24 protein-coding genes and 1 pseudogene are annotated in these 23,262 nt (G+C 70.8%); 15 read left to right on the top strand and 10 right to left on the bottom strand.

Going from position 1 to position 23,262, the window contains the following annotated elements; all coding sequences use genetic code 11:
• Window positions 1-179 precede the first annotated feature (179 nt).
• The 7 genes from ABD378_RS05850 to ABD378_RS05820 all read left to right on the top strand — a co-directional run bounded on the left by ABD378_RS05850 (window position 180) and on the right by ABD378_RS05820 (window position 8,482).
• Window positions 180-1,067: a Gfo/Idh/MocA family protein gene (locus ABD378_RS05850; protein ID WP_344519332.1), complete on the top strand. Its 888-nt coding sequence runs from the start codon at window positions 180-182 to the stop codon at window positions 1,065-1,067.
• 457 nt (window positions 1,068-1,524) lie between these two features.
• Complete coding sequence (locus ABD378_RS05845; protein WP_344519331.1) at window positions 1,525-2,346, top strand: MmyB family transcriptional regulator; 822 nt, start codon at window positions 1,525-1,527, stop codon at window positions 2,344-2,346.
• 112 nt (window positions 2,347-2,458) lie between these two features.
• Window positions 2,459-3,502 (top strand): PhlD, encoded by a 1,044-nt coding sequence (locus tag ABD378_RS05840; RefSeq protein WP_344519330.1) that lies wholly within the window; start codon window positions 2,459-2,461, stop codon window positions 3,500-3,502.
• A 39-nt stretch (window positions 3,503-3,541) separates the two neighbouring features.
• The gene (locus ABD378_RS05835) at window positions 3,542-4,666 is read left to right on the top strand and encodes a sensor histidine kinase (RefSeq protein WP_344519329.1); all 1,125 of its coding nucleotides are present in this window, start codon (window positions 3,542-3,544) and stop codon (window positions 4,664-4,666) included.
• The gene (locus ABD378_RS05830; protein WP_344519328.1) at window positions 4,663-5,337 is read left to right on the top strand and encodes a response regulator; all 675 of its coding nucleotides are present in this window, start codon (window positions 4,663-4,665) and stop codon (window positions 5,335-5,337) included. Before ABD378_RS05835 ends, ABD378_RS05830 begins: the two co-directional genes overlap by 4 nt.
• A gap of 171 nt (window positions 5,338-5,508) precedes the next feature.
• On the top strand, window positions 5,509-7,617 hold the full coding sequence (locus ABD378_RS05825; protein WP_344519744.1) for an MMPL family transporter: 2,109 nt from the start codon (window positions 5,509-5,511) through the stop codon (window positions 7,615-7,617).
• A gap of 76 nt (window positions 7,618-7,693) precedes the next feature.
• A complete protein-coding gene (locus ABD378_RS05820) occupies window positions 7,694-8,482 on the top strand; it encodes a GNAT family N-acetyltransferase (RefSeq protein WP_344519742.1) in 789 nt (262 codons plus the stop codon).
• Window positions 8,483-8,489: 7 nt separating this feature from the next.
• Here the strand turns inward: ABD378_RS05820 and ABD378_RS05815 are convergent, their stop codons facing one another.
• From ABD378_RS05815 to ABD378_RS05800, 4 genes and pseudogenes are all read right to left on the bottom strand, one after another.
• Window positions 8,490-9,038, bottom strand: coding sequence for an isochorismatase family protein (locus tag ABD378_RS05815; protein WP_344519327.1), 549 nt, complete (start codon window positions 9,036-9,038; stop codon window positions 8,490-8,492).
• Between the two features lie 42 nt (window positions 9,039-9,080).
• Window positions 9,081-9,536: pseudogene (locus tag ABD378_RS05810) on the bottom strand (MFS transporter); the annotation flags it as partial.
• 84 nt (window positions 9,537-9,620) lie between these two features.
• Entirely contained in the window at window positions 9,621-10,064 is a 444-nt protein-coding gene (locus ABD378_RS05805; RefSeq protein WP_344519326.1) for a MarR family winged helix-turn-helix transcriptional regulator, read from the bottom strand.
• A 153-nt stretch (window positions 10,065-10,217) separates the two neighbouring features.
• The gene (locus ABD378_RS05800) at window positions 10,218-11,444 is read right to left on the bottom strand and encodes an acyl-CoA dehydrogenase family protein (RefSeq protein WP_344519324.1); all 1,227 of its coding nucleotides are present in this window, start codon (window positions 11,442-11,444) and stop codon (window positions 10,218-10,220) included.
• A gap of 167 nt (window positions 11,445-11,611) precedes the next feature.
• Here ABD378_RS05800 and ABD378_RS05795 point away from each other — a divergent pair, with 167 nt between their 5' ends.
• On the top strand, window positions 11,612-12,259 hold the full coding sequence (locus ABD378_RS05795; RefSeq protein ID WP_344519322.1) for a TetR/AcrR family transcriptional regulator: 648 nt from the start codon (window positions 11,612-11,614) through the stop codon (window positions 12,257-12,259).
• 21 nt (window positions 12,260-12,280) lie between these two features.
• Here ABD378_RS05795 and def read toward each other — a convergent pair whose 3' ends face one another.
• A complete protein-coding gene (gene def, locus ABD378_RS05790) occupies window positions 12,281-12,820 on the bottom strand; it encodes a peptide deformylase (RefSeq protein WP_344519321.1) in 540 nt (179 codons plus the stop codon).
• Window positions 12,821-12,962: 142 nt separating this feature from the next.
• On the opposite strand from def, the gene ABD378_RS05785 reads away from it, so the two are divergent.
• The 5 genes from ABD378_RS05785 to ABD378_RS05765 all read left to right on the top strand — a co-directional run bounded on the left by ABD378_RS05785 (window position 12,963) and on the right by ABD378_RS05765 (window position 17,482).
• Complete coding sequence (locus tag ABD378_RS05785; RefSeq protein ID WP_344519320.1) at window positions 12,963-14,201, top strand: MurT ligase domain-containing protein; 1,239 nt, start codon at window positions 12,963-12,965, stop codon at window positions 14,199-14,201.
• 40 nt (window positions 14,202-14,241) lie between these two features.
• Window positions 14,242-14,970, top strand: coding sequence for a type 1 glutamine amidotransferase (locus ABD378_RS05780; RefSeq protein ID WP_344519319.1), 729 nt, complete (start codon window positions 14,242-14,244; stop codon window positions 14,968-14,970).
• A gap of 162 nt (window positions 14,971-15,132) precedes the next feature.
• On the top strand, window positions 15,133-16,158 hold the full coding sequence (locus ABD378_RS05775; RefSeq protein ID WP_344519318.1) for a 6-phosphofructokinase: 1,026 nt from the start codon (window positions 15,133-15,135) through the stop codon (window positions 16,156-16,158).
• Window positions 16,159-16,284: 126 nt separating this feature from the next.
• A complete protein-coding gene (locus ABD378_RS05770) occupies window positions 16,285-17,235 on the top strand; it encodes a cytochrome c oxidase assembly protein (protein ID WP_344519317.1) in 951 nt (316 codons plus the stop codon).
• A gap of 85 nt (window positions 17,236-17,320) precedes the next feature.
• Window positions 17,321-17,482: a hypothetical protein gene (locus ABD378_RS05765; RefSeq protein ID WP_344519316.1), complete on the top strand. Its 162-nt coding sequence runs from the start codon at window positions 17,321-17,323 to the stop codon at window positions 17,480-17,482.
• Window positions 17,483-17,542: 60 nt separating this feature from the next.
• Here the strand turns inward: ABD378_RS05765 and ABD378_RS05760 are convergent, their stop codons facing one another.
• On the bottom strand, window positions 17,543-17,959 hold the full coding sequence (locus tag ABD378_RS05760; RefSeq protein WP_344519315.1) for an SSI family serine proteinase inhibitor: 417 nt from the start codon (window positions 17,957-17,959) through the stop codon (window positions 17,543-17,545).
• Between the two features lie 280 nt (window positions 17,960-18,239).
• Between ABD378_RS05760 and ABD378_RS05755 the strand changes: the two genes are divergently transcribed.
• Together ABD378_RS05755 and ABD378_RS05750 are read left to right on the top strand one after the other, a co-directional pair.
• Window positions 18,240-18,968, top strand: a complete 729-nt coding sequence (locus tag ABD378_RS05755) for a lysophospholipid acyltransferase family protein (RefSeq protein ID WP_344519314.1) — start codon at window positions 18,240-18,242, stop codon at window positions 18,966-18,968.
• A gap of 23 nt (window positions 18,969-18,991) precedes the next feature.
• Complete coding sequence (locus tag ABD378_RS05750) at window positions 18,992-19,486, top strand: YbaK/EbsC family protein (RefSeq protein ID WP_344519313.1); 495 nt, start codon at window positions 18,992-18,994, stop codon at window positions 19,484-19,486.
• 75 nt (window positions 19,487-19,561) lie between these two features.
• Here the strand turns inward: ABD378_RS05750 and ABD378_RS05745 are convergent, their stop codons facing one another.
• From ABD378_RS05745 to ABD378_RS05730, 4 genes are all read right to left on the bottom strand, one after another.
• A complete protein-coding gene (locus ABD378_RS05745) occupies window positions 19,562-21,166 on the bottom strand; it encodes an alpha/beta hydrolase (protein WP_344519312.1) in 1,605 nt (534 codons plus the stop codon).
• A 151-nt stretch (window positions 21,167-21,317) separates the two neighbouring features.
• The gene (locus ABD378_RS05740; protein WP_344519311.1) at window positions 21,318-22,091 is read right to left on the bottom strand and encodes an urease accessory protein UreD; all 774 of its coding nucleotides are present in this window, start codon (window positions 22,089-22,091) and stop codon (window positions 21,318-21,320) included.
• Window positions 22,088-22,771: an urease accessory protein UreG gene (ureG, locus tag ABD378_RS05735; RefSeq protein WP_344519310.1), complete on the bottom strand. Its 684-nt coding sequence runs from the start codon at window positions 22,769-22,771 to the stop codon at window positions 22,088-22,090. Before ureG ends, ABD378_RS05740 begins: the two co-directional genes overlap by 4 nt.
• Before the next feature lie 89 nt (window positions 22,772-22,860).
• The coding region (locus ABD378_RS05730; RefSeq protein ID WP_344519309.1) for an urease accessory UreF family protein at window positions 22,861-23,262 on the bottom strand (402 nt) is incomplete at its 5' end.

Raw genomic sequence — 23,262 nt, 5'->3', positions numbered from 1 at the left:
CGCGAGGCGAAGTGAATGGGAATTCACCATAGCCGGTGAATGGGCTTTCACTACCGGCGAGTTCGGATACGAGATCCAGCCACACGCGACTTGGAGACAACAGCGAAGAGCCGCCAACTCCCTTGCGGACACTGACCGTCGCCACCACCGACGGTATGGAGTCAGCCATAATGCCGCCCATGGAGAGACTGCGAATTGGACTGGTCGGCACGGGCCCCTGGGCCTCGTCCACGCACGCGCCCGCACTCGCCGCGCACCCGGACGTGGAGTTCGGCGGCGTGTGGGGACGGCGGCCCGATGCGGCAGCCGCGCTGGCGTCGGCGCACGCGGCCACGGCCTACGAGGACGTGGACGAACTGTTCGCCGCGAGCGACGCCGTGGCGTTCGCCGTGCCGCCGGACGTACAGGCACCGCTGGCGACGCGGGCCGCGGCGGCGGGCTGCCATCTGCTCCTGGACAAACCGGTGGCGACGACGGTGGCCGCGGCACGTGACCTCGCGGCGGCGGCCGAAGCGGCACGGGTGGCGTCCGTCGTCTTCTTCACCCTGCGCTTCGCCGGGACGACGTCGGCCTGGGTGTCCGAGCAGGCGGCGACGGAGGGCTGGTTCGCGGGGCGCGCCGACTGGTACAGCTCGTTCTACGCGGCGGACGGGACCAGCCCGTTCTCCTCGCCGTGGCGGGCCCGGCGGGGCGGCCTGTGGGACGTCGGCCCGCACGCCCTGTCCGTCCTGATGCCGGTGTTCGGCGATGTCACCGACGTGACGGCGGCGGCGGGCCGGGCGGACCTGGTCCATCTCGTCCTGCGGCACAGTGGCGGGGCGTCGAGCACGGCGACGCTGAGCCTGACCACACCGGCGAAGGCCGCGGGGGTGACGGTGGAACTGCGCGGCGAGGCGGGAACGGCGCTGATGCCGTCGGGAGGTGAGGCGCTCGACGCGTTCGGCTCGGCGGTCGACGCGCTCGTCGAGTCGGCGCGATCGGGCCGGCCGCACGCCTGCGACGTGCGATTCGGACTGCGCGTGACGGAGATCCTGGCCCGGGCCGAGGAGCAGCTTCCTGCCGGATGAGGCGGGTGTCGACCGGCTTGCTGAACCGCCCGGGGAGAACCGCGGGCGGCCGGTACCGTGGCCGCTACGTAATGGCGAGTGACGGCACCGGCCGCAGCCAGTGGGCCCAGGAACCGATTCGGGAAGTCATGCGTCGTACGTCCCGAGTGCGACGTTTCCGACCACACACATCGGAATACGAACAACCGATCCATACTCTTCCCGCAACGGCCCAGTAGGCCTAGGGGGTACCCAACGCCGAGGAATTTCAGCCAATTTCAAGCTCCCCGGTCAAGATGCCCCACAGTTGTGTCCGCGCGCCCACCGACGATGGAACTCGCAGGTCGGTGGTCCCGCTCCCTCCATGATGCCGCATCGACTGATCGTTTTTCTTCGGGCAATCTTTACTACCAAAGCTGATGTGAATATTTAGACTGCTGATGCTCAACTCGGCTTGCACCAAGAGGGATTACCCACCATGAACAAGACGGCGCTCCGCGCTCTGCTCCGCGAACGACGCGCCCTCATTGCCCCCGAATCGCACGGCTTCAGCCGCCCCACGGGCCAGGGGCGACGGGCCCGCGGCCTCTCCCAGCATCAGGTCGACCAGCTGCTGCACCGGGCCATCGGGACGTATCACCGCCTGGAGTCGGGCAGTTACCCCAATCCGCCCACGTCGCTGCTGCGGGATGTCGCCCGGCTGTTCGGGCTCAATGAGCAGGAGTGGGTGTCGCTGTGCCGGTACGCGACGCTGCAGGAGCCTCCGGGGCCGCTGCATCAGTCGTCCGGCAAGGAGGTCCCGGGGGTGTGGCAGGAGGCGGTCGACGGGATCCGGCACATGGCGTACATCACCGATGCCTCATGGGACATGCTCGCCTACAACGAAGCTCTGACCGGCATGTTCCCCGGCAGGAACGTCCCGAGCAACATCATGCGATGGATGGTCCTCGACCCCGCGGGCCGCCGGAACCTGATGCAGTGGCACACGGCCTGGGCCCCCATGGTGCTGCCGCAGCTCCGTGCCGCGCTCGCGTCCCGGCCCGAAGACAACACCTTGCGCCAGATAGAGAAGGAGGTCCTCGCCGATCCCGAGACCGCCGCCCCCTATGACGCCGGGAATCCGTACCCGCACCCCGACGGCGACGAACGCCCGCTGCTGCACGCGGAACTGGGGCCCGGCTGGGTCACCATGTGCGCGGCGCAGCCCCTGACGGCGCCCGGCGCCCGCCTCATGATCCTCGTGTTCCATCCCGGAGCACGGCGCGACCACACACGTGCGCCCATGCTGCGGGCTCACTGACGGTTCGTCATGTCTCTTGACCCCCGCGTTCGGAGGGGGGACGACTCCAGCACCTTGAAGTACGTTGTCGCCCATCCCCCACATCCGACCCGATCCCCGTGGGAGTCACCTCGTGCCCGTTTATGTCTCAAGACCCACGACAGTTCTGGGTGACCACAAAGTCACCACCTCCGAGATAGCCGACGACATACTCGCCCATCATCCCGATCACCCCCGGCTCCGGGCGATCCTCCGAGTGGTCGGCAACTGCGGTGTCCGCACCCGCCACTTCACCCGCCCTCTGAACTCCCCCACCGTTTCCGGCTCGGGCGACATGGGAGAACGTGCCCGCGTGGCGTTCGGCGACGCTCTCGCCATGGCCGAGCGTGCCGCCGTAACGGCCCTCGACACGGCCGGGCTCACCGCCGGGGACATCGACGCGATCGTCACCACGCACACCACGAGTTGGGCGATCCCGAACCTCGACGTCAACCTCATCGAACGTCTCGGCCTGCGTCCCACGGTGCGGCGCCTGGCACTGACGACGGTGGCCTGCCCGGGGGGTGCCCACACTCTCATCCGTGCCTCCGAACTGATCGCCGCCCGCCCCGCGAGCAAGATCCTCGTGGTGGGCGCGGAGGTCCTGTCCGCCATCTACCAGCACTCCGACACCAGCATCGAATCGATGATCTACAAGGCCCTGTTCGGGGACTCGGCCTCCGCGGCCGTCGTCACGGACACCCCTCTCGGGCCGGGACTCGCGATCGACGACACCTTCGAGTACGTCCTTGCGGACAGCCTCGACCGGCAGCGCGGTCGCATCGACGTGGACGGGATCCACTTCGACTCCAGCAAGAAGGCCCTCAGCGCGGCAGCGGAGGTCTTGCCCCACTTCAAGGATTGGTACGGCCCGACAGAGACGCCGGACTTCGCGGTCATCCACCCCGGCAGCCCCCGCATCATCTCCGACACCACCGACGCCCTCGGCCTCACCGCGCACGATGCACGCCACTCCACCGACACCCTCGCCGACGAGGGCAACCTCGGTGGCGTCAGCGTCCTGAGGGTCCTGGAACGCACCCACGGCGATCCCCCCGCCGACGGCGCCCGCGGCGTCATGGTCGCCTTCGGACCCGGCTTCGCCACCGCGGCGCTGCGCTGTCACTGGCAGGCATGACCAGGCTCTCCCCCTCACCATGGCCATAGGCTCGAGTACGTGAAACTCCGCCTGCGGCAGCACACCGACGCGCTCGTGACCGGCGCCGTCGCGCTCTTCGTCGCCGTCGGCGCCCTCGTCACCCTGCTGCGCAGCGACGAACCCGGGCGCCATGACGCGCTGCCCTTCGTCATCCTCGTACTCACCTGCGGCGCCCTGCACTTCCGCGGCCGGCACCCGGTGGCGGTAGGTGTCCTCACGCTTGCGGGCACCGCCGCGTACTACCTGCTGTCCACGACGGACGGACCACTGCTGCTGGTCTTCGCCGTCGCCCTGTACGCGGTGTCGGCGGCCGGGCATCTGCCGGTCGCGGTCGTGCTCGCCGCCGTCGCGCTTGCCGGGGTGGGGATCAGCTCCCTGCACAAACCCGATCCGCCGATCGACGGCATCTCGCTGATCCTCATGACGGGCTGGTTCGTCGCCGCCGTGTCGATCGGCGTGGTGTCGCGGCAGCGGGCCGCCTCGCTGCGCGCCGCCGAGGAACGGGTGGCCGGTGAGGAGCGGCTGCGGATCGCGCGCGAGCTGCACGACGTCCTCGGCCACACGCTCTCCGTGATCAATGTGCAGGCGGCCGCAGCGCTGCACCGTATGGAGCGCGATCCGGTGCAGGGCGCCGATGCCCTCCGTACGATCAAGGACACCAGCAAGGAGGCGCTCACCGAGGTGCGCGCGGCGCTCGGTGTGCTGCGCGAGCGGGGTGAGGCAGCTCCGAAGCGGCCGGCGCCCGAGCCGTCCCTGGCCCGGCTCCCCGAACTTGCCGAACGCGCGCAACGCGCCGGGATCGGCCTGCGGACCGAGACGGCGGGCGAGGCGAGGCCCCTGCCGGCGGGCGTCGACGCGGCGGCGTTCCGCATCGTCCAGGAGTCGGTGACCAACACGATCCGGCACGCGCGTGCCCGTACGGTGCTCGTGCGGGTGGAGTACGGCGAGCGCGAGGTGCGGCTGCGCGTCGAGGACGACGGCACGGCGCGGGCGCCCGAACGGCCCGCCTCGGGCAGCGGCATCCGTGGGATGCGGGCGCGTGCCGAGGAGGCGGGCGGCACGTTCAGCGCGGGCCGCGGGGGCAGCGGTGGTTTCCGGGTCGACGCGGCCCTTCCGTACGACGGTGAGAGGCAGACGGCGTGATCAGGATTCTGCTCGCGGACGACCAGCGCCTGGTGCGCGCCGGCTTCCGGTCGATCCTCGACGACGAGGAGGACCTGAGCGTCGTCGCGGAGGCGGGCGACGGCGACGAGGCGGTCCGGCTCGCCCACGAACACGTCCCTGACGTCGTCCTGATGGACGTCCGGATGCCGGTCGCCGACGGCATCGAGGCCACCCGCCGCATCGCGGCGGACCCGGCGCTCGGCGCGACGCGGGTGGTCATCCTGACCACGTTCGACCTTGACGAGTACGTGTACGAGGCGTTGCGCGCCGGAGCCTGCGGTTTCCTGCTCAAGGACACCGAACCGGCCGAACTCCTGCACGCCGTACGGGTCGCGGCCCGCGGCGACGCGCTGCTCGCCCCCACCGTGACCCGCCGCCTCATCGCCGAGCTGGCACGGCGCGCCCCGGCCCCGCCCGATCCGGCGCAGCACCTGGCCGCGCTCACCGCCCGGGAGCACGAGGTGCTCGCGCTGCTCGCCGCCGGGCTCTCGAACGACGGCATCGCGGCGGAGCTCACCCTCTCCCCCGCCACGGCCAAGACACATGTCAGCCGGATCATGACGAAGCTCGACGCGCGTGACCGGGCGCAGCTGGTGATCGTCGCGTACGAGTCGGGCATGACGCTGCCCGGCTGGCTCGAACAGCGCTGACGGACCCACAACCACCGGTGTACGCGGCCGGGGCGCGGCCACAACTCCTGGGGTACGCGGCCGCCGCCCACTGTCCCCGCCAGGGCGACGTTTCGCGCGCCGCGGATTCCTAGCCTGCTGGACGTGGACACTCTCACCGCCCCTACAGGCCATCCCCCGCGCCGAGCCGGTGTGTTCGAGCGCCTGGCCGTCTTCTCGCACCGCCACCAGTGGCGGGCCCTGTCGCTGTGGGCCGCCCTGGTCATCGGCGTCACCGCCGTCGCGGGCCTGGTCGGCAGCGACTACCACAACGACTTCTCGCTCCCGGGCACCGATTCGCAGGCCGCGCAGACCCTTCTGGAGAAGCACGGCGCGGCGCAGGCCGGCGACAGCGTGCAGATCGTCCTCAAGGACGGTGCGGGGATCGGCTCGGCGCGCGAGCGGGTCGAACCGATGCTCGACAAGGTGGCGGGGCTCCCGGGCGTCGCCGATGTGCGCAGCCCGTACGAGGACCGGGCGGCCGTCTCCGAGGACGGGACGCTCGCGTACGCGACGGTCACGCTCGACGGCACGTCGCGCGAGGTGCCGAAGGAGGACGTGCGGCGCGTCATCGACACCGCCGAGTCCATCGCGGGGGACGGACTTCGGACCGCGGTGGGCGGTGACGCGGTCCGCGAGGCGGAGGAGAGCGGCGGCGGTCCTGCCGAGGGCGCGGGCATCCTGGGCGCCCTGGTCATCCTCGTCTTCCTCTTCGGGTCGCTGGTCGCGGCGAGCCTGCCGGTGGTGACCGCGCTGTTCGCCGTCGGAGGCTCGATCGGCCTCATCGCGCTCGCATCGCACCTGGCGAACGTCGCCGACTTCACCCCGCCGATCATGATGCTGGTCGGCCTCGGGGTCGGCATCGACTACGCGCTTCTGATCTTCTCCCGCTACCGCGGCGAGCTCCTCAAGGGCAGGACGCCCGAGGACGCGACCCGTACGGCTCTGGACGCCGCGGGGCGCACGGTCTTCTTCGCCGGCTGCACGGTCATCATCGCGCTGATGGGCCTGGTCGCCCTGGGGATCGGTTCGCTGCAGGGAGTCGCGCTCGCGGTCGCGCTGACCGTCCTTGTCACCATGCTCGCCTCGCTCACGCTGCTTCCCGCGCTCCTCGGCGTCTTCGACACGCGCATCCACCGGCACGTCACCGCGCGGGAGGCCAGGCGCGAGCAGCGGAACAGGCCGCCGGAGGGCGCCCGTTGGCGCCGCTGGGCCTGCCAGGTGCAGCGGCGTCCGTGGGCGGCGCTGCTGCTCTCCGTGGTCTCGCTCGGGGCGCTCGGCGCACCGGCGGCCGACCTGCGCCTCGGGTTCGCCGACGCGGGCAACGACGGGGCGTCGACGACCAGCCGTCAGGCGTACGACCTCCTCGCGGAGGGCTTCGGTCCGGGCTTCAACGGGCCGCTGGTGGTGGTCGCGGACGGGGGCGATGACGCGGCGGCCGCGCTGCGCCGCGCTCTCACCGAGACGCCGGGCATCGCCGCGGCGAGCCCGCCCATCCCGACCAGGGACGGTGCGGTCTCGACGGTCATGGTGTTCCCGGAGACCGCGCCCCAGGCGGAGGAGACGTCGGCCCTCGTCGCCGATCTGCGCGGTGACGTGCTCCCCGCTCTCGAACGGGAGACGGGCGCGGAGTTCCTGGTCGGCGGGTCGACCGCGGCGACCGAGGACTTCGCGCGGACGGTCGCCGACCGCATGCCGCTGTTCGTCGCGATCGTGGTCGGCCTGTCGGCGCTGCTCCTGCTGGTCGTCTTCCGCTCGCTCCTGATCCCCCTCAAGGCGGCGCTGCTCAACCTCGTCAGCATCGGGGCGGCGCTCGGCGTGATCACACTCGTCTTCCAGCACGGCTGGTTCGGTGTCGAGCCGGGGCCCATCGAGGCGTTCATCCCCGTCATGATCTTCGCGATCGTCTTCGGGCTCTCGATGGACTACGAGGTCTTCCTGCTCTCCCGCATCCACGAGGAGTGGGAGCGCACGAAGGACCCGCAGACCGCCGTCCGCGAGGGCCTGGCCGCCACCGGCAAGGTGATCACGGCCGCCGCGGCCATCATGATCGTAGTCTTCGCCGCCTTCATCCTCAGCCCCGACCGGATGCTGCAACAGTTCGGTCTGGGCCTTGCGGTGGCCATCCTCCTCGACGCCCTGGTGATCCGCTGCCTGATCGTCCCCGCGGTCATGCAGCTGCTCGGCCGCCGGGCGTGGTGGCTGCCGTCCTGGCTGCGGCGGCTGCTCCCGGCGGTGGAACTGGAGCGCCACCAGCGGTAATTGGGTTGCCGCGCCCCACCACCGCTGCTGAAGTGCCCGCATGAATCACGAACTGGATCGCGAACTGGACCACGAACTGGATCACGAAGCGGTACTGGCGAGGTACGACCGGCAGATCCGGCGAGACGCACAGACGGACAGCCCCGGCGCGCGCGTCGAACGCGCCGGGGCCGTCGTCCGGCAGATCGGCGCGGAGCATGACTGGAACGGCGTCCACTGGGCGGACGTCGACGCGTCCACGGCGGACGCCGTCATCGCCGAGCAGGTGCGGTACTACACGTCTGCCGGGCGCGAGTTCGAGTGGAAACTGCACTCCCACGACCGCCCGGCCGACCTCGCCGACCGACTGCGGGCGGCGGGTTTCGTCCCCGAACCGCCGGAGACCGTGATGGTGGCCGAGGTCGCCGGCCTGCCCACCGAGCCCCAACTGCCCGAGGGGGTCCGGCTGTTCCCTGTGACGGACGCGGCCGGCGTGCGGCTGATGGCGGACGCCCACGATGTGGCGTTCGGCGCGGACGGCTCGGGGCTCGGCGAACGCCTGGCCAAGCGGGTCCTCACCCAGCTGACCGAGACCCCGGACACCATCGTCGCGGTGGTCGCGATGGCGGGCGACGTGCCGGTGAGCTCGGCCCGGATGGAGCTTTGCCCCGGCACCGACTTCGCGGGTCTGTGGGGCGGCGGCACCGCACCCCGGTGGCGGGGCAAGGGCATCTACCGCGCCCTGGTCGCCCACCGCGCCCGCATCGCCGCCGACCGCGGCTACCGCTACCTCCAGGTGGACGCCTCCGACGACAGCCGCCCGATCCTGCGGCGCCTGGGGTTCGTGCAGCTGAGCGTGACGACGCCGTACGTGTACCAGCCGTAGAACCCGCTCACAGCAGCTTCGTGATCGCCTCCGCCGTGTCCGTCTCGCCGAGCCTCGGGAAGATCTTCTCGATGCTGTTGCGGTGTGCGTCGGCGTCCATGTCGGTCACCGCGTCGACGGCGACCGTGACGTGGTAGCCGTGCTCGTGTGCAGCGCGGGCCGTCGACTCCACGCCGATGCTCGTCGCGATGCCGGCGACCACGACCTGGGTGACGCCCCGGCGGCGCAGCCGGAGGTCGAGGTCGGTGCCGTAGAAGGCGCCCCACTGCTGCTTGGTGACGACGATGTCGCTGTCCTGGCGGCCGAGTTCGGGGACCAGGTCCGCCCAGTCTGCGGGCACATCGCCGCCGCGGACGGGGCCTTCGGTGCGGCCGGGGGCGCCGCCGGTGACCCGGACCAGGACGACGGGCAGGCCGCGCTCGCGGAAGGCGTCGGCGAGGCGGGCGGAGCGTTCGACGATCTCCGCGGAGGGGTGGGCCGTGGGCAGGGCGGTGATGCCCTTCTGGAGGTCGACGAGGACGAGGGCCGTGGTGGGGTCGAGGGTGGTGGCGGTCATGGTTCAGATCTCTTTCCTACGGGGGTGGGGCTCGGGAGTTGGTCAGGGGCGGGCGCGCAAGGCCCGGTCCGTGAGGGTCAGGACGGCCAGCGCGAGCGCGAGGACGGTGCCGACCGCGGCCATGAGGTGCAGTCCGGCGTCGTCGGCCCGCTGCCCGTAGGCGAGGCCGATCAGGCCGGACGCGGCGATGGCGCCGATGTACTGGGCCGTACGCTGCAGCCCCGCGAGCGGCGTGCCGCCCGAGGTGAACAGGAGCAGCGTGCCGCCCACGACGAGGAGGACGGCGGCGATGCTCAGCGGGGCGCGGATGCCCTTCGTACGGGCGCCGAGCAGTGAACAGGCCAGCGCGGCAAGGGACATGGGGAGCATGACGAGCCTGGTGTGCAGGGACGAGAAGCCGCGGGCCTCCTCCAGCCACTGGGTGAAGCCGTACATCACGCAGTACACAACGAGGTAGCTCAGGCCGTGCCGCAGATAGGTGCGGGCAAGGGCGTGGTTGCGGCCGATGGGGTGCGGTGAGCCGGGTCCCGAAGGCGGGAAGCTTGCCCGGCGCCGGGCGGGCCGGGGCGTCCGACTCCGTCCTCACTTCTGCACCAACCGCTCCAACAGCACGATGGCATCGGCCAGTTGGCGGCGCTCCGCCGGGTCGAGTCCGTCGGCGAGGGCCGTCGAGAGCCAGTCGTGCTTGGCGGCCCGCATGTCGGTGAGGGTGCGATGCCCCTGATCGGTCACGGAGACGACGGACTGCCGCCCGTCGTCGGGATCGGGAGCCCGCTCGATGAGTCCCATGTCCTCAAGCGCGCCCACGGTCAGCCGCATGGACTGGGGCCGGACCAGCTCCGCGCGGGCCAGGCCCGCGGTGGTGGCGGGGCCCGCGTGGTCGAGGCGGGCGAGCACGGAACGCTGGGAGGGGCTGAGTCCGGTCGCCGGTGTCACGCCGCGCAGGCGCCGCACGAGCCGCCGGACGACGTTCGACAGATCGGCGGCGATCTGCTCGGGAGTCGAGTCGTCAGAGGGTGCGCTCATGTGCGCCACCGTAGGAGGTAGACAGGTAACCTTGCAAGTCTGCCTACCTATCCCCCGGACGGCGGGAGCCGGGAGGCACACGAAAAACCGCCCCTGCCGCAAGAGCGACAGGGGCGGATGCTTTCGGCAGATGCTTCGCGTACGGGCTGCGCGCTAGCGGATCGGCATCCCCGACAACGTACGCGCGATCACCAGACGCTGGATCTCGCTCGTGCCCTCGAAGATCGTGTAGATCGCGGCGTCACGGTGCATCCGCTCCACCGGGTACTCACGCGTGAAACCGTTGCCGCCGAGGATCTGCACCGCCTGCGCGGTGACCTTCTTGGCGACCTCGCTCGCGTACAGCTTCGACATGGAGCCCTCGGCCGACTCGAACTTCTTGCCCGTGCTCGCCATCCACGAGGCGCGCCAGACGAGCAGACGGGCCGCGTCGATCTGCGTAGCCATGTCGGCGAGCTGGAAGGCGACGCCCTGGTTGTCGATGATCGGGCGACCGAACTGCGTACGCGTCTTGGCGTACTCCAGGGCCTCTTCGTACGCGGCACGCGCCGTACCCACGGCCATGGCGCCCACCGCCGGGCGGGACGCCTCGAAGGTGGCCATCGCGGCGTTCTTCACGCGCTCGCCGCCGGTCTTGGCGCGCTCCCTGGCACGGGCGAGGCGCTCGTCCAGCTTCTCCTTGCCGCCGAGCAGGCAGTGGCCGGGGACGCGGACGTCCTCCAGGACGACCTCGGCGGTGTGCGAGGCGCGGATGCCGTGCTTCTTGAACTTCTGGCCCTGAGAGAGGCCGGGAGTGTTCGGCGGGACGATGAAGGAGGCGTGCCCCTTGGAGCCCAGCTCCGCGTCGACGACCGCGACGACGACGTGGACGTTGGCTATGCCGCCATTGGTCGCCCAGGTCTTGGTGCCGTTGAGGACCCACTCGTCCTTGGCCGCGTCGTAGACGGCGCGGGTGCGCATCGCCGCCACGTCCGAGCCCGCGTCGGGCTCGGAGGAGCAGAAGGCGGCGACCTTGACGTCGTTCACGTCGCCGTACATCTGCGGGATCCAGGTGCCGATCTGCTCCTCGGTGCCGTTGGCGAGGACGCCGACGGCGGCCAGGCCCGTGCCCATGATGGACAGGCCGATGCCCGCGTCACCCCAGAAGATCTCCTCCGTCACCATCGGGATGCCGAGGCCGGTGGGATCGAAGAACTGCTGGGCGTAGAAGTCCAGGGAGTAGATCCCCAGCTTCGAGGCCTCCTGAATGATGGGCCACGGGGTCTCTTCACGCTCGTCCCACTCGGCGGCCGCAGGACGGATCACATCAGCGGCGAACCCGTGGAGCCAGTCCCGGACCTCCTTCTGTTCGTCGTTGAGCTCCATGGTGAACTCGGCCATGACCCCTCCAGGACGTGCGGTGAAGACATACGTTACTTGCGGTAACTGGAGTCTGTTACCGGCCGGTAGCCGATGTCAACTCCCGGCCGCCCGTTCGATGGGCGCCGAGCGCGGGGTGTTACGTTGCGCGTGCGTCACGCAATCGCACGGGCGGGGAGAGAAACGCTATGGAGACCACCACACCGCAGACCGATCAGCAGCGGTCTGCCGAGCGCCGGCGGCGCGAGTTGCTGGAGGCCGCCGACCGGGTGGTGCTGCGCGACGGCCCCGGTGCCTCGATGAACGCCATCGCCGCGGAGGCCGGCATCACCAAGCCGATCCTGTACCGGCACTTCGGCGACAAGGGCGGACTGTACGCCGCGCTCGCCAAGCGGCACACGGACGCGCTCCTCGAATCGCTGCGCGCCGCCCTGGACGCCCCGGCCGAGCGCAGGGAGCGCGTCGAGCAGACCCTGGACACCTACCTCGCGGCGATCGAGGCCCGCCCGCAGGTCTACCGCTTCCTCATGCACCCCTCGGACGGCGCCGCCCCCGGCGAGCAGGGCTTCGACGTGGGCCTGCACTCCGCCCCTGTCCTTCGCCGCATGGGTGAGGAGCTGGCGCAGGTCATCGAGGAGCGGATCGACCTCGGTCCCGGCAGTGCGCAGCTCGCCCGCGTGTGGGGGCACGGCATCGTCGGCATGATGCACGCGGCCGGCGACTGGTGGCTGGGCGAACGGCCGTGCTCGCGCGCGGAGTTGGTGAGCAGCCTGGCCGATCTGCTGTGGGGACGGCTCGCCGCGGCCGGCAACCGCGTCGGCGGCCCCGGGTTCTGAGGGCCCGTCGGCAGCTGAGGGTCAGCTGCTCCAGGACGCCTTGGCGGCGGCCCGCAGCACCCTGCGCCGCCGCCAGCCCGTGACGTGATCGGTGTAGACGCCGCCTTCCAAGTGGTCGAACTCGTGCTGCAGGCAGCGCGCGAACCAGCCGGTTCCGTGCACCCGCACCGGCTGACCGAGCCTGTCGGAGCCCTCCACCACCGTGTGGTCGAAGCGCGGCGTGGCGGCCTCGAGGCCCGGCAGCGAGAGACAGCCCTCCGGGCCGCGCACGCTGACCCCGTCCACCTCCACGAGGCGCGGGTTCACCACGTACCCGAGGTGACGCACATCGTCGTCGTCCGGGCAGTCGTACACGAAGACCCGCTGATTCACGCCGATCTGGTTGGCGGCAAGACCCACGCCCTGGGCGGCGTACATCGTGGCGTACATGTCCTCGATGAGCCGGGCCAGTTCGGGGCCGAAGTCGGTGACCTCCTCGCAGGGCTTGTGCAGCACGGGGTCACCGAGCAGTGTCAGAGGTCGTACGCGCCCTGAGGCGCCCGGGATCGAGCCGCTTCGCATGGCCGCAAGGGTACGGTCCTTGGAGAGCCCCGGGGTCGGGGTGGTGCCGCGGTTCGGCCTTGACAATGGATCTCGATAGGCTGAGGTTCATCGCGTTGCCGGGGGCAGACGCGGCGCCGTACGCAAGGAGGATCCAGAACTGATGGCAGGCAACACGGACCCGCTGTCGCCGCGGGCCAAGCTGGCCGTGACGGCGGGCAAGGCGGCCGCGGCGGTGTCGCGCGCGGCGGGCCGCGGCAGCGGATCGGTGATCGGCGGCCGCGTCTCACTCAAGCTCGACCCCGACCTGCTCGGGCGTCTTGCCACGCACCTGGACGTGGTGCTCGTCTCCGCCACGAACGGCAAGACGACCACCACCCGGCTGCTCGCGGAGGCGCTGCGCGCCAGCGGGCCCGTGGTGTCGAACGCTCTCGGCGCGAACATGCCGGCCGGGATCACCTCGGCCCTCGCGGGCGGTTCGGACGCCAGGTTCGGCGTGATCGAGGTCGACGAGAAGTACCTCGCCGGTGTCGCCCGCGACGTGGAGCCGAAGGCGATCGCGCTGCTCAACCTCTCGCGCGACCAGCTGGACCGCGCCGCCGAGACCCGCATGATGGCGGAGAACTGGCGTGAGGGCCTCGCGGGCTCCAAGGCGGTCGTGATCGCGAACGCGGACGACCCGCTGGTCGTCTGGGCGGCGTCCTCGTCGCCGAACGTGGTGTGGGTGGCCGCCGGCCAGGAGTGGAAGGACGACGCCTGGTCGTGCCCCTCCTGCGGCGGTGTGATGCAGCGCCCCGGTGACGACTGGTTCTGCGGTGAGTGCGGTTTCCGCCGCCCAGCGCCCAGCTGGGTGCTCTCCGGCGACCACGTCCTTGACCCGCACGGCTCGGCCTGGCCGATCCATCTGCAGCTGCCGGGCCGGGCGAACAAGGCGAACGCGACCACGTCGGCCGCCGTCGCCGCCGTCTTCGGCGTGCCGCCGCAGGTCGCCCTGGAACGGATGTACCAGGTGCAGGCCGTCGCAGGACGCTATGACGTCGTGCAGTTCCAGGGCCGCGACCTGCGCCTGCTGCTCGCGAAGAACCCCGCGGGCTGGCTCGAAACGTTTTCGCTGATCGACCCGCCGCCCACCCCGGTGGTGCTCTCCGTCAACGCCCGTGGCGCCGACGGCACCGACACCTCCTGGCTGTGGGACGTCGACTACACGCGCCTGGCCGGTCACCCGATCTTCGTGCTCGGCGACCGCAAGCTGGACCTCGCCGTGCGTCTTGAGGTCGCGGGCCTGGACTTCCGGGTCTGCGAGTCCCTCGACGAGGCCGTGCAGCTGGCGCCGCCCGGACGGATCGAGACGATCGCGAACTACACCGCGTTCCAGGATCTGCGCCGCCGCGTCGGCAACTGACCCCACCGGACCCTCTAGACCCTCGTAGGGACGAATGAGCATGAGCGACAACAGCCTGCGGCTGGTGTGGGTCTACCCCGACCTGCTCAGCACGTACGGAGACCAGGGCAACGCCCTGGTCGTGGAGCGCCGCGCCCACCAGCGCGGCCTCCAGGTCGAGCGCTACGACGTGCGCAGCGACCAGCCGGTGCCGACCTCCGGCGACATCTACCTGATCGGCGGCGGCGAGGACCGTCCGCAGCGCCTGGCGGCCGAGCGGCTGCGCCGCGACGGCGGTCTGCAGCGGGCCGTGGGCAACGGCGCCATCGTCTTCTCGGTGTGCGCGGGCTACCAGATCCTGGGCAACGAGTTCATCAACGACCTCGGCCAGCGCGAGCCGGGCCTCGGCCTGCTCGACGTGATCTCCACGCGCGGCGAGGGCGACCGGTGCGTCGGCGACGTCCTGGGCGACATCGACCCGCAGCTGGGCCTGCCCCCGCTGACCGGCTTCGAGAACCACCAGGGCATCACGCACATCGGCCCCTCCGCGCGCCCCTTCGCGCGCGTCACGCTCGGCCGGGGCAACGGCACGGGCGACGGCACCGAGGGCGCGTACAACGGCACCGTCTTCGGCACCTACATGCACGGCCCCGTCCTCGCCCGCAACCCGCTGATCGCGGACCTGCTCCTGAAGCTGGCCCTCGACGTGAACGCGCTGCCGCCGACGGACGACCGCTGGTACGACGCGTTGCGCGCCGAGCGCATGAACGCGGCGCAGCAGCCCGCCTGAAGCCCTTGCCGCACAGGTGAGCGGCACAGTCCAGCAGTCGGACGCCCGGTGCGGCCCCGCCCCCTCCCGCCTATAGGGTGGCGGGGTTCCCGCCGGACGACGTGGTCCGGACTTCGGCCCACGTAGCAGAGGGCCCCTCTTTATGAAAGACGTTGGCGGGCTATGCGCATTGGTGTCCTCACCTCCGGCGGCGACTGCCCCGGTCTCAACGCCGTCATCCGCTCGGTCGTGCACCGTGCCGTCGTCGACCACGGCGACGAGGTCATCGGCTTCCACGACGGCTGGCGCGGCCTGCTCGAGTGCGACTACCGCAAGCTCGACCTGGACGCGGTGGGCGGCATTCTGGCGCGCGGCGGAACGATTCTGGGCTCCTCCCGGGTCCAGCCCGCGCATCTGCGCGACGGCGTCGCGCGGGCCAAGGGCCACCTCGTCGACCTGGACCTCGACGCGGTCATCCCGATCGGCGGCGAAGGCACGCTGAAGGCGGCCCGGCTCCTGTCGGACGCGGGCCTGCCGATCGTCGGCGTACCCAAGACGATCGACAACGACATCGCGGTCACCGACGTCACCTTCGGCTTCGACACCGCGGTCGGCGTGGCGACCGAAGCCCTCGACCGCCTCAAGACGACCGCCGAGTCGCACCAGCGGGTCCTGATCGTCGAGGTCATGGGCCGGCACACCGGCTGGATCGCTCTGCACTCGGGCATGGCCGCGGGCGCGCACGCGATCGTCGTGCCGGAGCGGCCCTTCGACATCGAGGAACTGGCGCAGAAGGTCGGCGAACGGTTCTCCGCGGGCAAGAAGTTCGCGATCGTCGTGGCCGCCGAGGGCGCCAAGCCTCGCGCGGGCACGATGGAGTTCGACGAGGGCACCAAGGACATGTACGGCCACGAGCGCTTCGCCGGGATCGCCACGCGGCTCTCCGGCGAACTGGAGCAGCGTCTTGGCAAGGAGGCGCGCCCGGTGATCCTCGGGCACGTCCAGCGCGGCGGCACCCCCACCGCGTACGACCGCGTGCTCGCAACGCGCTTCGGCTGGCACGCCGTTGAGGCCGTGCACCGCGGCGAGTTCGGCAAGATGACGGCGCTGCGCGGCACGGACATCACGATGGTCCCGCTCGCCGAGGCCGTCGAGACACTGAAGACGGTGCCGGACGAGCGCTACGCCGAGGCGGAGTGCGTCCTCTAGATCAAGCTCTAGCTCAAGCTTTAGATCAAGGCTGAACGAACGGCCCCCGGACGCGTCGGCGTCCGGGGGCCGTTCTAGTCTGGTGCGGACACACAGCGCACAACCGCACGAATCAGGAGCCAGTGGATGGATCACAGCGGGCACGGCATGAACATGGATCTGCCGCCGTTCACGCTGGGGCGCGGGCTCGAACTCTCGGCCGACCCCTTCTTCCTCGTCGGCTGCCTGGTGGCTCTGGCCCTCTACGGATGGGGCGTCGTCCGGCTCGTACGACGCGGGGACAAGTGGCCCGTCGGCCGCACGATCTCGTTCGTGGTGGGCGTGCTGACCATCCTCCTGGTGATGTGCACCAAGCTGAACGACTACGGCATGGTCATGTTCAGCGTGCACATGGTGCAGCACATGATCATCAGCATGCTCTCGCCGATCCTGATCCTGATGGGCGCCCCGATCACCCTCGCCCTGCGCGCGCTGCCGGTCGCGGCCCGCGGCCACAAGGGCCCGCGCGAGTGGCTGCTGTGGGTCCTGCAGAGCCGTTACATGAAGATCATCACGCACCCCGCGTTCACCATCCCGCTCTTCATCGCCAGCCTGTACGCGCTGTACTTCACCCCGATCTTCGACACCCTGATGGGGTCCAAGGTGGGCCACATCGGGATGATGGTGCACTTCCTCGCGGTCGGCCTGGTCTTCTTCTGGCCGATCATGGGCGTCGACCCGGGTCCGCACCGGCCCGGCTACATCATGCGGATGCTGGAGCTGTTCGCGGGCATGCCCTTCCACGCGTTCTTCGGCATCGCGCTGATGATGGCGTCGGAGCCGATGGTGGGCACGTACAAGAACCCGCCCGCCTCTCTGGGGATCGACGCCCTCGCTGATCAGACCGCCGCGGGCGGCATCGCCTGGGCGTTCAGCGAGGTGCCTTCGGTCCTCGTGCTGCTCGCGCTGCTCTTCCAGTGGTACCGCTCGGAACAGCGCCAGGCACGGCGTACGGACCGGGCCGCGGACCGTGACGGTGACAAGGAGCTGGAGGCGTACAACGCCTATCTGGCCTCACTGGCCGCGCGCGGGCGCTAGCGGCAAAGGGTCCTCGCGGGTGAGGATGGTCTCAGGCCGCGGTCTTGGCGTCGAGGCGTCGGGGCTGCCGGGAGGAGGCAGGGCGATGCCTGATTCTACGAAGACGATGGGTGTATTCACCATCGGAGGCTTGGTCGCGGTGACCGCGTACACGGTCGCGCTCGGGAGCAACGGCTGGCTGTGGTTCGGCTGGGTCGTGGTCGGAATGCTCACGCTGGCGATGGTGCTCTCGCGCAGTACCCCCTGAGGCGCCGCGCGGGCAACGAGCAAAGGTGCGCGGCGGCGCCGGGGACGTCAGTGGTTCCTGTCAGAAGCGGAAGACGGCGCCCGTCGCGTACCCCATCTCGCAGGCGTTGCCGTACGTCTTGTTCCAGCTGACCGGCTTGCCTCGGTGGGTGCCCGTCGCGCTCACGGTGACCGGGGCGTACTGCTTGGTGCAGATCCCCGACTTCGCGGGCAGGGCGTCGAAGTCGCCGCCCGCCCCGTCGATCGCCGCGCAGGCCTCGGCCGCGTGCGGATGGTGCCCGGGCCGCTGGGTCACGCAGTCGAGCAGCACCCCGCGGATCCAGGCGTTGTCGTCCCCGGCGACGGTGAGGAAGACGCCGCTCAACCGGCCGGGGGCCGCTTCGTCGGCCGCGTGGGCCGGCGCGGCCACGGCGAGGGAGACCAGCGCGGCGGCGGTGGCCGCGACCGGGCGCAGGCGGGGCGTGGGACGGGACCTCATGGGGACCTCCTGGGACGGTGACGTGCTGCGTCGGAGAGAGGCCAGGCCACCCCCGTGCCCGCCGCGCGCCCGGGCGACACGCCGGGCGGTCACCCGTACGAGTGCGGCTCGGGGTCCGGATGGGCGTCCCGTCGGTCGCGGCAGCCGAAGGGGCCGGGGCCACCCGGCTTCGCTCCCTTCTCCCGTCGGGGTGGCGCACCTAAACTGATCGCTGCGCGAGGACCCGTGACCTGCGAAGACGCAGCACCCAGGCCGGTCCACCTACGTCAAGGAGCAACGGGTGTTCTACTACCTGCTCAAGTACGTCGTCCTGGGGCCGCTGCTGCGGCTCATGTTCCGGCCGCGCATCGAGGGGCTCGAGCACATACCGGAATCCGGCGCGGCGATCGTGGCGGGCAATCACCTCTCGTTCTCGGACCACTTCCTGATGCCCGCCATCATCAAGCGGCGGATCACCTTCCTCGCGAAGGCCGAGTACTTCACGGGACCCGGCATCAGGGGCCGCCTCACGGCCGCGTTCTTCCACAGCGCCGGGCAGATCCCGGTGGACCGCTCCGGCAAGGAGGCGGGCCAGGCCGCGATCCGCGAGGGCCTGGGCGTGCTGCGCAAGGGAGAGCTGCTCGGCATCTATCCCGAGGGCACACGGTCGCACGACGGGCGCCTCTACAAGGGCAAGGTCGGCGTCGCCGCGATGGCGCTCAAGGCGCAGGTGCCGGTGATCCCGTGCGCGATGATCGGCACGTTCGAGGCGCAGCCGCCGGGCCAGAAGGTGCCGAACTTCCGCAGTGTGTCCATCCGCTTCGGCACACCGCTGGACTTCTCGCGCTACGCGGGCATGGAGAACGAGAAGGCGGTCCTGCGCGCGGTCACGGACGAGATCATGTACGCCATCCTCGGGCTCTCCGGGCAGGAGTACGTCGACAAGTACGCCGCGGTCGTCAAGGCGGAGGAGGCCGAGCGTGCCGCCGCGGCGAGCAGGAGGAAATTCCCCCGGATGCCGCTGAGTTGAAGCCCTGACGTACGGTCCTGCACATGAGCGAACACAACCTGTACACCAAGCTGATCGGGCTGCTCGATGAGCGGGGCGCGGCGTACCGCGTCATCGAGCACGAGGAAGAGGGCGCCACGGAGGCGGTGAGCGCGCTGCGGGGCAACACCCTCCAGCAGGCCGCCAAGTGCATCGTGGTGATGGTGAAGATCGGCAAGAAGACGAAGCGGTATGTGCTCGCGGTGGTGCCCGGTGACCGCCGCGTCGACCTGAACGCCGTCAAGCAGCTCCTCGGCGGTACGTACGCGGGGTTCGCCACGCAGGAGGCGGCCGAGCGGCTCGCCGGCAGTGTGAGCGGCACGATCCTGCCGTTCTCCTTCGACCCCGAGCTCGAACTGGTGGTGGATCCGGCGCTGCTCGCCCACGACGAACTGTTCTTCAACGCGGCGCGCCTTGACCGCTCGCTGGCGCTGCGGACCGCTGACTACGAGGCGATCGCCGAGCCGCGCAGGGCCGTGATCGCGCAGGAGGCGGCATAGCGAAGGGGTCGGCATAGCGAAGGGGCGACCGGGTTCCCCCGGTCGCCCCTTGCTCAGATGCCTAGCGGCAGGCCGCTACGGCTTGGGCGTGGCGTGCGGTGCGCACGTCACGTCCTTGCTGTCCAGCTTGCCGGTCAGCAGGTAGGCCTCGACACGGTCGTTGAGGCACGGGTTGACCAGGTTCGTGATGCCGTGCGAACCGGCGTCCTTCTCCGTGATCAGACGCGAACCCTTGAACCGCTTGTGCAGCTCGACGGCGCCCTCGTACGGGGTCGCCGCGTCGCGGGTGGCCTGGGCGATCAGGACGGGCGGCAGGCCCTTGCCGGTCTTGACCTCGACCGGCTCGTGCTGCTTGCTCTTCCAGGTCGCGCAGGGCAGGTTCATCCACGCGTTGGACCACGTCATGAACGGGTTGTCACGGTGGATGCGGGTGTTGTCGCGGTCCCACTTCTTCCAGCTGGTGGGCCACTTGGCGTCCGCGCACTCGACGGCCGTGTAGACGGCGTTGCCGTTCTCCGACGCGATGTTGCCCGCGGTGTCCGACAGGTCGGGGCTTGCTGCCTCGATCAGCGGCTTGGCGTCACCTGCGACGTACTTGCTGAAGTTCGTCGCGATCTCCACCCAGGCGGAGTCGTAGTACGGAGCGCTCTGGAAGTACGCGATGAGTTCGGCGGGGCCGACCACTCCGCCCAGCGGCTCCTTCTTCGCGGCGGCGCGCAGCTTGTCCCAGTTCTTGGCGACCTGCTCCGCGGTGTCCCCGAGGTGGAAGGTGGCGTCGTACTTGGCGACCCACTTCATCCAGTCCTTGAGGCGGACCTCGAAGGCGACGTCCTGGTCGAGGTTGGCCTCGTACCAGATCTTCTTCTTCGAGGGGTTGACCACCGAGTCGACGACCATGCGGCGCACGTGCGTCGGGAACAGCGTCCCGTAGACAGCGCCGAGGTAGGTGCCGTAGGAGACGCCGAGGAAGTTCAGCTTCTTCTCGCCGAGCGCGGCCCGGATGACGTCCAGGTCACGTGCGGTGTTCGGCGTCGTCATGTGCGGCAGCATCTCGCCGCTGCGCTCGGCGCAGCCGTCCGCGTACTCGGCGGCGAGCTTGCGCTGGGCGCGCTTGTCCGCCTCGGAGTCCGGCACCGGGTCCAGCTTGGGTGCCTTGACGAACTCCTGCGGGTCCACACAGGAGATGGGCGCCGAGTGACCGACACCGCGCGGCTCGAAGCCCACGAAGTCGTACGCCTTCGCCGTCTTCTCCCAGAGCTTCGCCTTGGTGACGACGCGGTTGGGGAAGCGGAGTCCGGAGGCGCCGGGGCCACCCGGGTTGTAGAGAAGAGCGCCCTGGCGCTCCTCCTTCGTCCCGGTGCTGCCGATGCGGTCGACGGCAAGCTTGATCTTCTTGCCGTTGGGCTTGGCGTAATCGAGCGGGACGGTGACCCAGCCGCACTTGATCGCCTTGTCCAGACCCCAGTCGGCGGGGCACGCCTGCCAGTCGATGCCGGACTTGGCGGCACGCTGCGCGGCGAGCGCGACACCGCGCGCCTCGGAGCTTGTGCGCTGACGGGCGTCAGCGCTGCCGCTGCCCTGACGGGCGTCGGCATTGGCAACCGGCGCCATGATCGCGCCCGCTATGAGCGAGCCCGTGATCAGCGTGCCGGCGGCGCCGAATGCTGTGGTGCGTCTCAACTGGTTCCTCCCCCTGTCGATTTCCCTGTCGATTTTCGAACAGTAGGAGGATCCTGTCGGTCATCGGGTTCAGTGCGACAGACCGGGCAGGTGTTTCTTTACCAATCCGATAGACGGTGCAGGGAACTCCGCTGAGCGGTTATGCCCCTGTTCACGTGAGTGTGCGCAGCGCCGCGTCGAGGATGCGGCGGATGCGCAGGGCGTCGGGGGCGACGGCGGTGACTAGCACGGCGGGCCCGGCGAGCGGGGTCAGCGCGGCTCCGTCGCCGAGCAGCGTGGGCTCGGGCCGGTTGTGCTCGAACTCCGGGCGTACGACAACGAGTTGCCCGATCGCGCGATGCCCCGCCAGGACCGCGGGACCGTCCCACCCGCCGGGCGCGCCGGGCCCGCAGGAGAGCTCCTGGTCGAGGAGGAGCCTTCCGGCGCGGCGCACGGTGAGACGGCTGGTGAGGCGCCCCGCCTCTTCGCCGGTCCGCCCGAGCACCTGCTCCTCCCGCAGCACGAGGCTCGCGCTCCCGGCGAGCTCGGCCCGCGTGGTGACCCGCAGATCGCTGTCGCGTACGGAGATCAACTGCTCGGGCAGCCAGTGCAGTTCCGCGTCGTCACCGACGGCGATCCGCACGTCGTACCGCGCCGCCTCCTTCGCCTGCCCCGGCAGGGCGAGCGTGGCGGCGGCCGAGCCGATGCGCAGCCGGGCACCGTCGTGGGCGGCGGCCTCGACGGTGAGGTGATCGCCGCCGAGGGGGCCGCTCATCGCCCCGACGAGGGTGACCTGGGCGCCTGTTCCGGCCGACCGGGTGCGGCGCGGGGCGAGCGGCCCCTCTCCGTCGAGCACGGGCAGGACGGTGCCGCCCCGCCCGTTGCCTCGCGCGGTGATGCGGGCGGTGCCGCGCACCCCGGATGCCGCGACGGCGTGCACGGTCATGCGGACGCGGTCCAGGCGGCGTACTGGGCGCGCACCCAGGCGGCGACGGGCCCGACGCCCTCGTCCGACCTCAGCGACTGGAAGATGACGGGCAGTTCGGCACGCTGGGCCTTGGCGTCCGCGGCCATCCGGGCGAGATCGGAGCCGACGTGCGGGGCGAGGTCGGTCTTGTTGACGACGAGGAGGTCGGCCGTGGTGACGCCGGGGCCGCCCTTGCGGGGTATGTCGTCGCCGCCCGCCACGTCGATGACGAAGATCTGCGCGTCGACGAGCCCCTTGGAGAAGGTGGCGGTGAGGTTGTCCCCGCCGGACTCGACGAGGATCAGGTCCAGCGGCCCGACCTCGTCCTCGAGGTCCTCCACGGCCTCCAGGTTGGCGGAGATGTCGTCACGGATCGCGGTGTGCGGACAGGCGCCGGTCTCCACGGCGGTGATCCGCTCGGGCGGCAGGACGGCCTCGCGCAGCAGGAACTCGGCGTCCTCGCGGGTGTAGATGTCGTTCGTGACGACGGCGAGTGACCGCTCGTCCCGCAGCTCCTTGCAGAGCGCGGCGACGGTGGCGGTCTTGCCGGAACCGACGGGCCCACCGAGCCCGATCCGCAGCGCGCGCCGACGCCCGTCGGGGCGGTGGGCGTCGGCGCTCACGGCGGCGGACTCGTCGTGGGAGTGATCGAGATGCATGTACGACTCCTCTGTGGTTCAGCAGTTCATTTCGCCCTGGGCCAGGGGGCTTTGGTGCCGGTGGCTCGCGAAGGGAGGCCGAAGTCTCGCTAGGACGCGAACAACCGCGCAGGCCAGGCCGCATGCGCCTCCGCTCCGATCTCCAGCAGCGGCGCGGACGCCGCGGGCAGCGCGTCGATCCCGTCGGCCAGTGCCTCCCTCGCCGCATCCGCCGCCGCCCGAGCGACGAGGTCCAGCTCAGGTGCCAGCCGGGCCAGCACACCCGTCGCGTCGAACGGGTCGAGGCTCAGCAACCGCACGGTCGCCGTCGCGGGCCCGCTGACGCACTCGTACGCGGAGCAGTACGCGGCGTCCTGCGCGCCGAGACCCGCCGCCCGCGCGGCAAGACCGAGAACGACGGGCTGGTGCGCCCCCTTGGGCCGGGCGGCGGCCAGCTGGTCCAGCGAGGGCTCGGGCCACGCGGCTCGCGCGGCCCGCATCATCTGCCTGCC

This window comes from Streptomyces rectiviolaceus (assembly GCF_039533825.1).
In the GTDB taxonomy this organism is placed as follows: Bacteria; Actinomycetota; Actinomycetes; order Streptomycetales; family Streptomycetaceae; genus Streptomyces; species Streptomyces rectiviolaceus.
Note: the sequence above shows the minus strand (reverse complement) of the source record. Positions and strands in the feature narration are given on the sequence as shown.

What these genes read in the sequence shown, in the direction of transcription:
- ABD378_RS05850 (WP_344519332.1), top strand. Translation starts at nt 180, where the DNA reads ATGGAGAGACTGCGAATTGGACTGGTCGGCACGGGCCCCTGGGCCTCG.
- ABD378_RS05845 (WP_344519331.1), top strand. Translation starts at nt 1,525, where the DNA reads ATGAACAAGACGGCGCTCCGCGCTCTGCTCCGCGAACGACGCGCCCTC.
- ABD378_RS05815 (WP_344519327.1), bottom strand. Translation starts at nt 9,038, where the DNA reads ATGACCGCCACCACCCTCGACCCCACCACGGCCCTCGTCCTCGTCGAC.
- ABD378_RS05805 (WP_344519326.1), bottom strand. Translation starts at nt 10,064, where the DNA reads ATGAGCGCACCCTCTGACGACTCGACTCCCGAGCAGATCGCCGCCGAT.
- ABD378_RS05800 (WP_344519324.1), bottom strand. Translation starts at nt 11,444, where the DNA reads ATGGCCGAGTTCACCATGGAGCTCAACGACGAACAGAAGGAGGTCCGG.
- ABD378_RS05795 (WP_344519322.1), top strand. Translation starts at nt 11,612, where the DNA reads ATGGAGACCACCACACCGCAGACCGATCAGCAGCGGTCTGCCGAGCGC.
- def (WP_344519321.1), bottom strand. Translation starts at nt 12,820, where the DNA reads ATGCGAAGCGGCTCGATCCCGGGCGCCTCAGGGCGCGTACGACCTCTG.
- ABD378_RS05785 (WP_344519320.1), top strand. Translation starts at nt 12,963, where the DNA reads ATGGCAGGCAACACGGACCCGCTGTCGCCGCGGGCCAAGCTGGCCGTG.
- ABD378_RS05780 (WP_344519319.1), top strand. Translation starts at nt 14,242, where the DNA reads ATGAGCGACAACAGCCTGCGGCTGGTGTGGGTCTACCCCGACCTGCTC.
- ABD378_RS05775 (WP_344519318.1), top strand. Translation starts at nt 15,133, where the DNA reads ATGCGCATTGGTGTCCTCACCTCCGGCGGCGACTGCCCCGGTCTCAAC.
- ABD378_RS05770 (WP_344519317.1), top strand. Translation starts at nt 16,285, where the DNA reads ATGGATCACAGCGGGCACGGCATGAACATGGATCTGCCGCCGTTCACG.
- ABD378_RS05765 (WP_344519316.1), top strand. Translation starts at nt 17,321, where the DNA reads ATGCCTGATTCTACGAAGACGATGGGTGTATTCACCATCGGAGGCTTG.
- ABD378_RS05760 (WP_344519315.1), bottom strand. Translation starts at nt 17,959, where the DNA reads ATGAGGTCCCGTCCCACGCCCCGCCTGCGCCCGGTCGCGGCCACCGCC.
- ABD378_RS05750 (WP_344519313.1), top strand. Translation starts at nt 18,992, where the DNA reads ATGAGCGAACACAACCTGTACACCAAGCTGATCGGGCTGCTCGATGAG.
- ABD378_RS05740 (WP_344519311.1), bottom strand. Translation starts at nt 22,091, where the DNA reads ATGACCGTGCACGCCGTCGCGGCATCCGGGGTGCGCGGCACCGCCCGC.
- ureG (WP_344519310.1), bottom strand. Translation starts at nt 22,771, where the DNA reads ATGCATCTCGATCACTCCCACGACGAGTCCGCCGCCGTGAGCGCCGAC.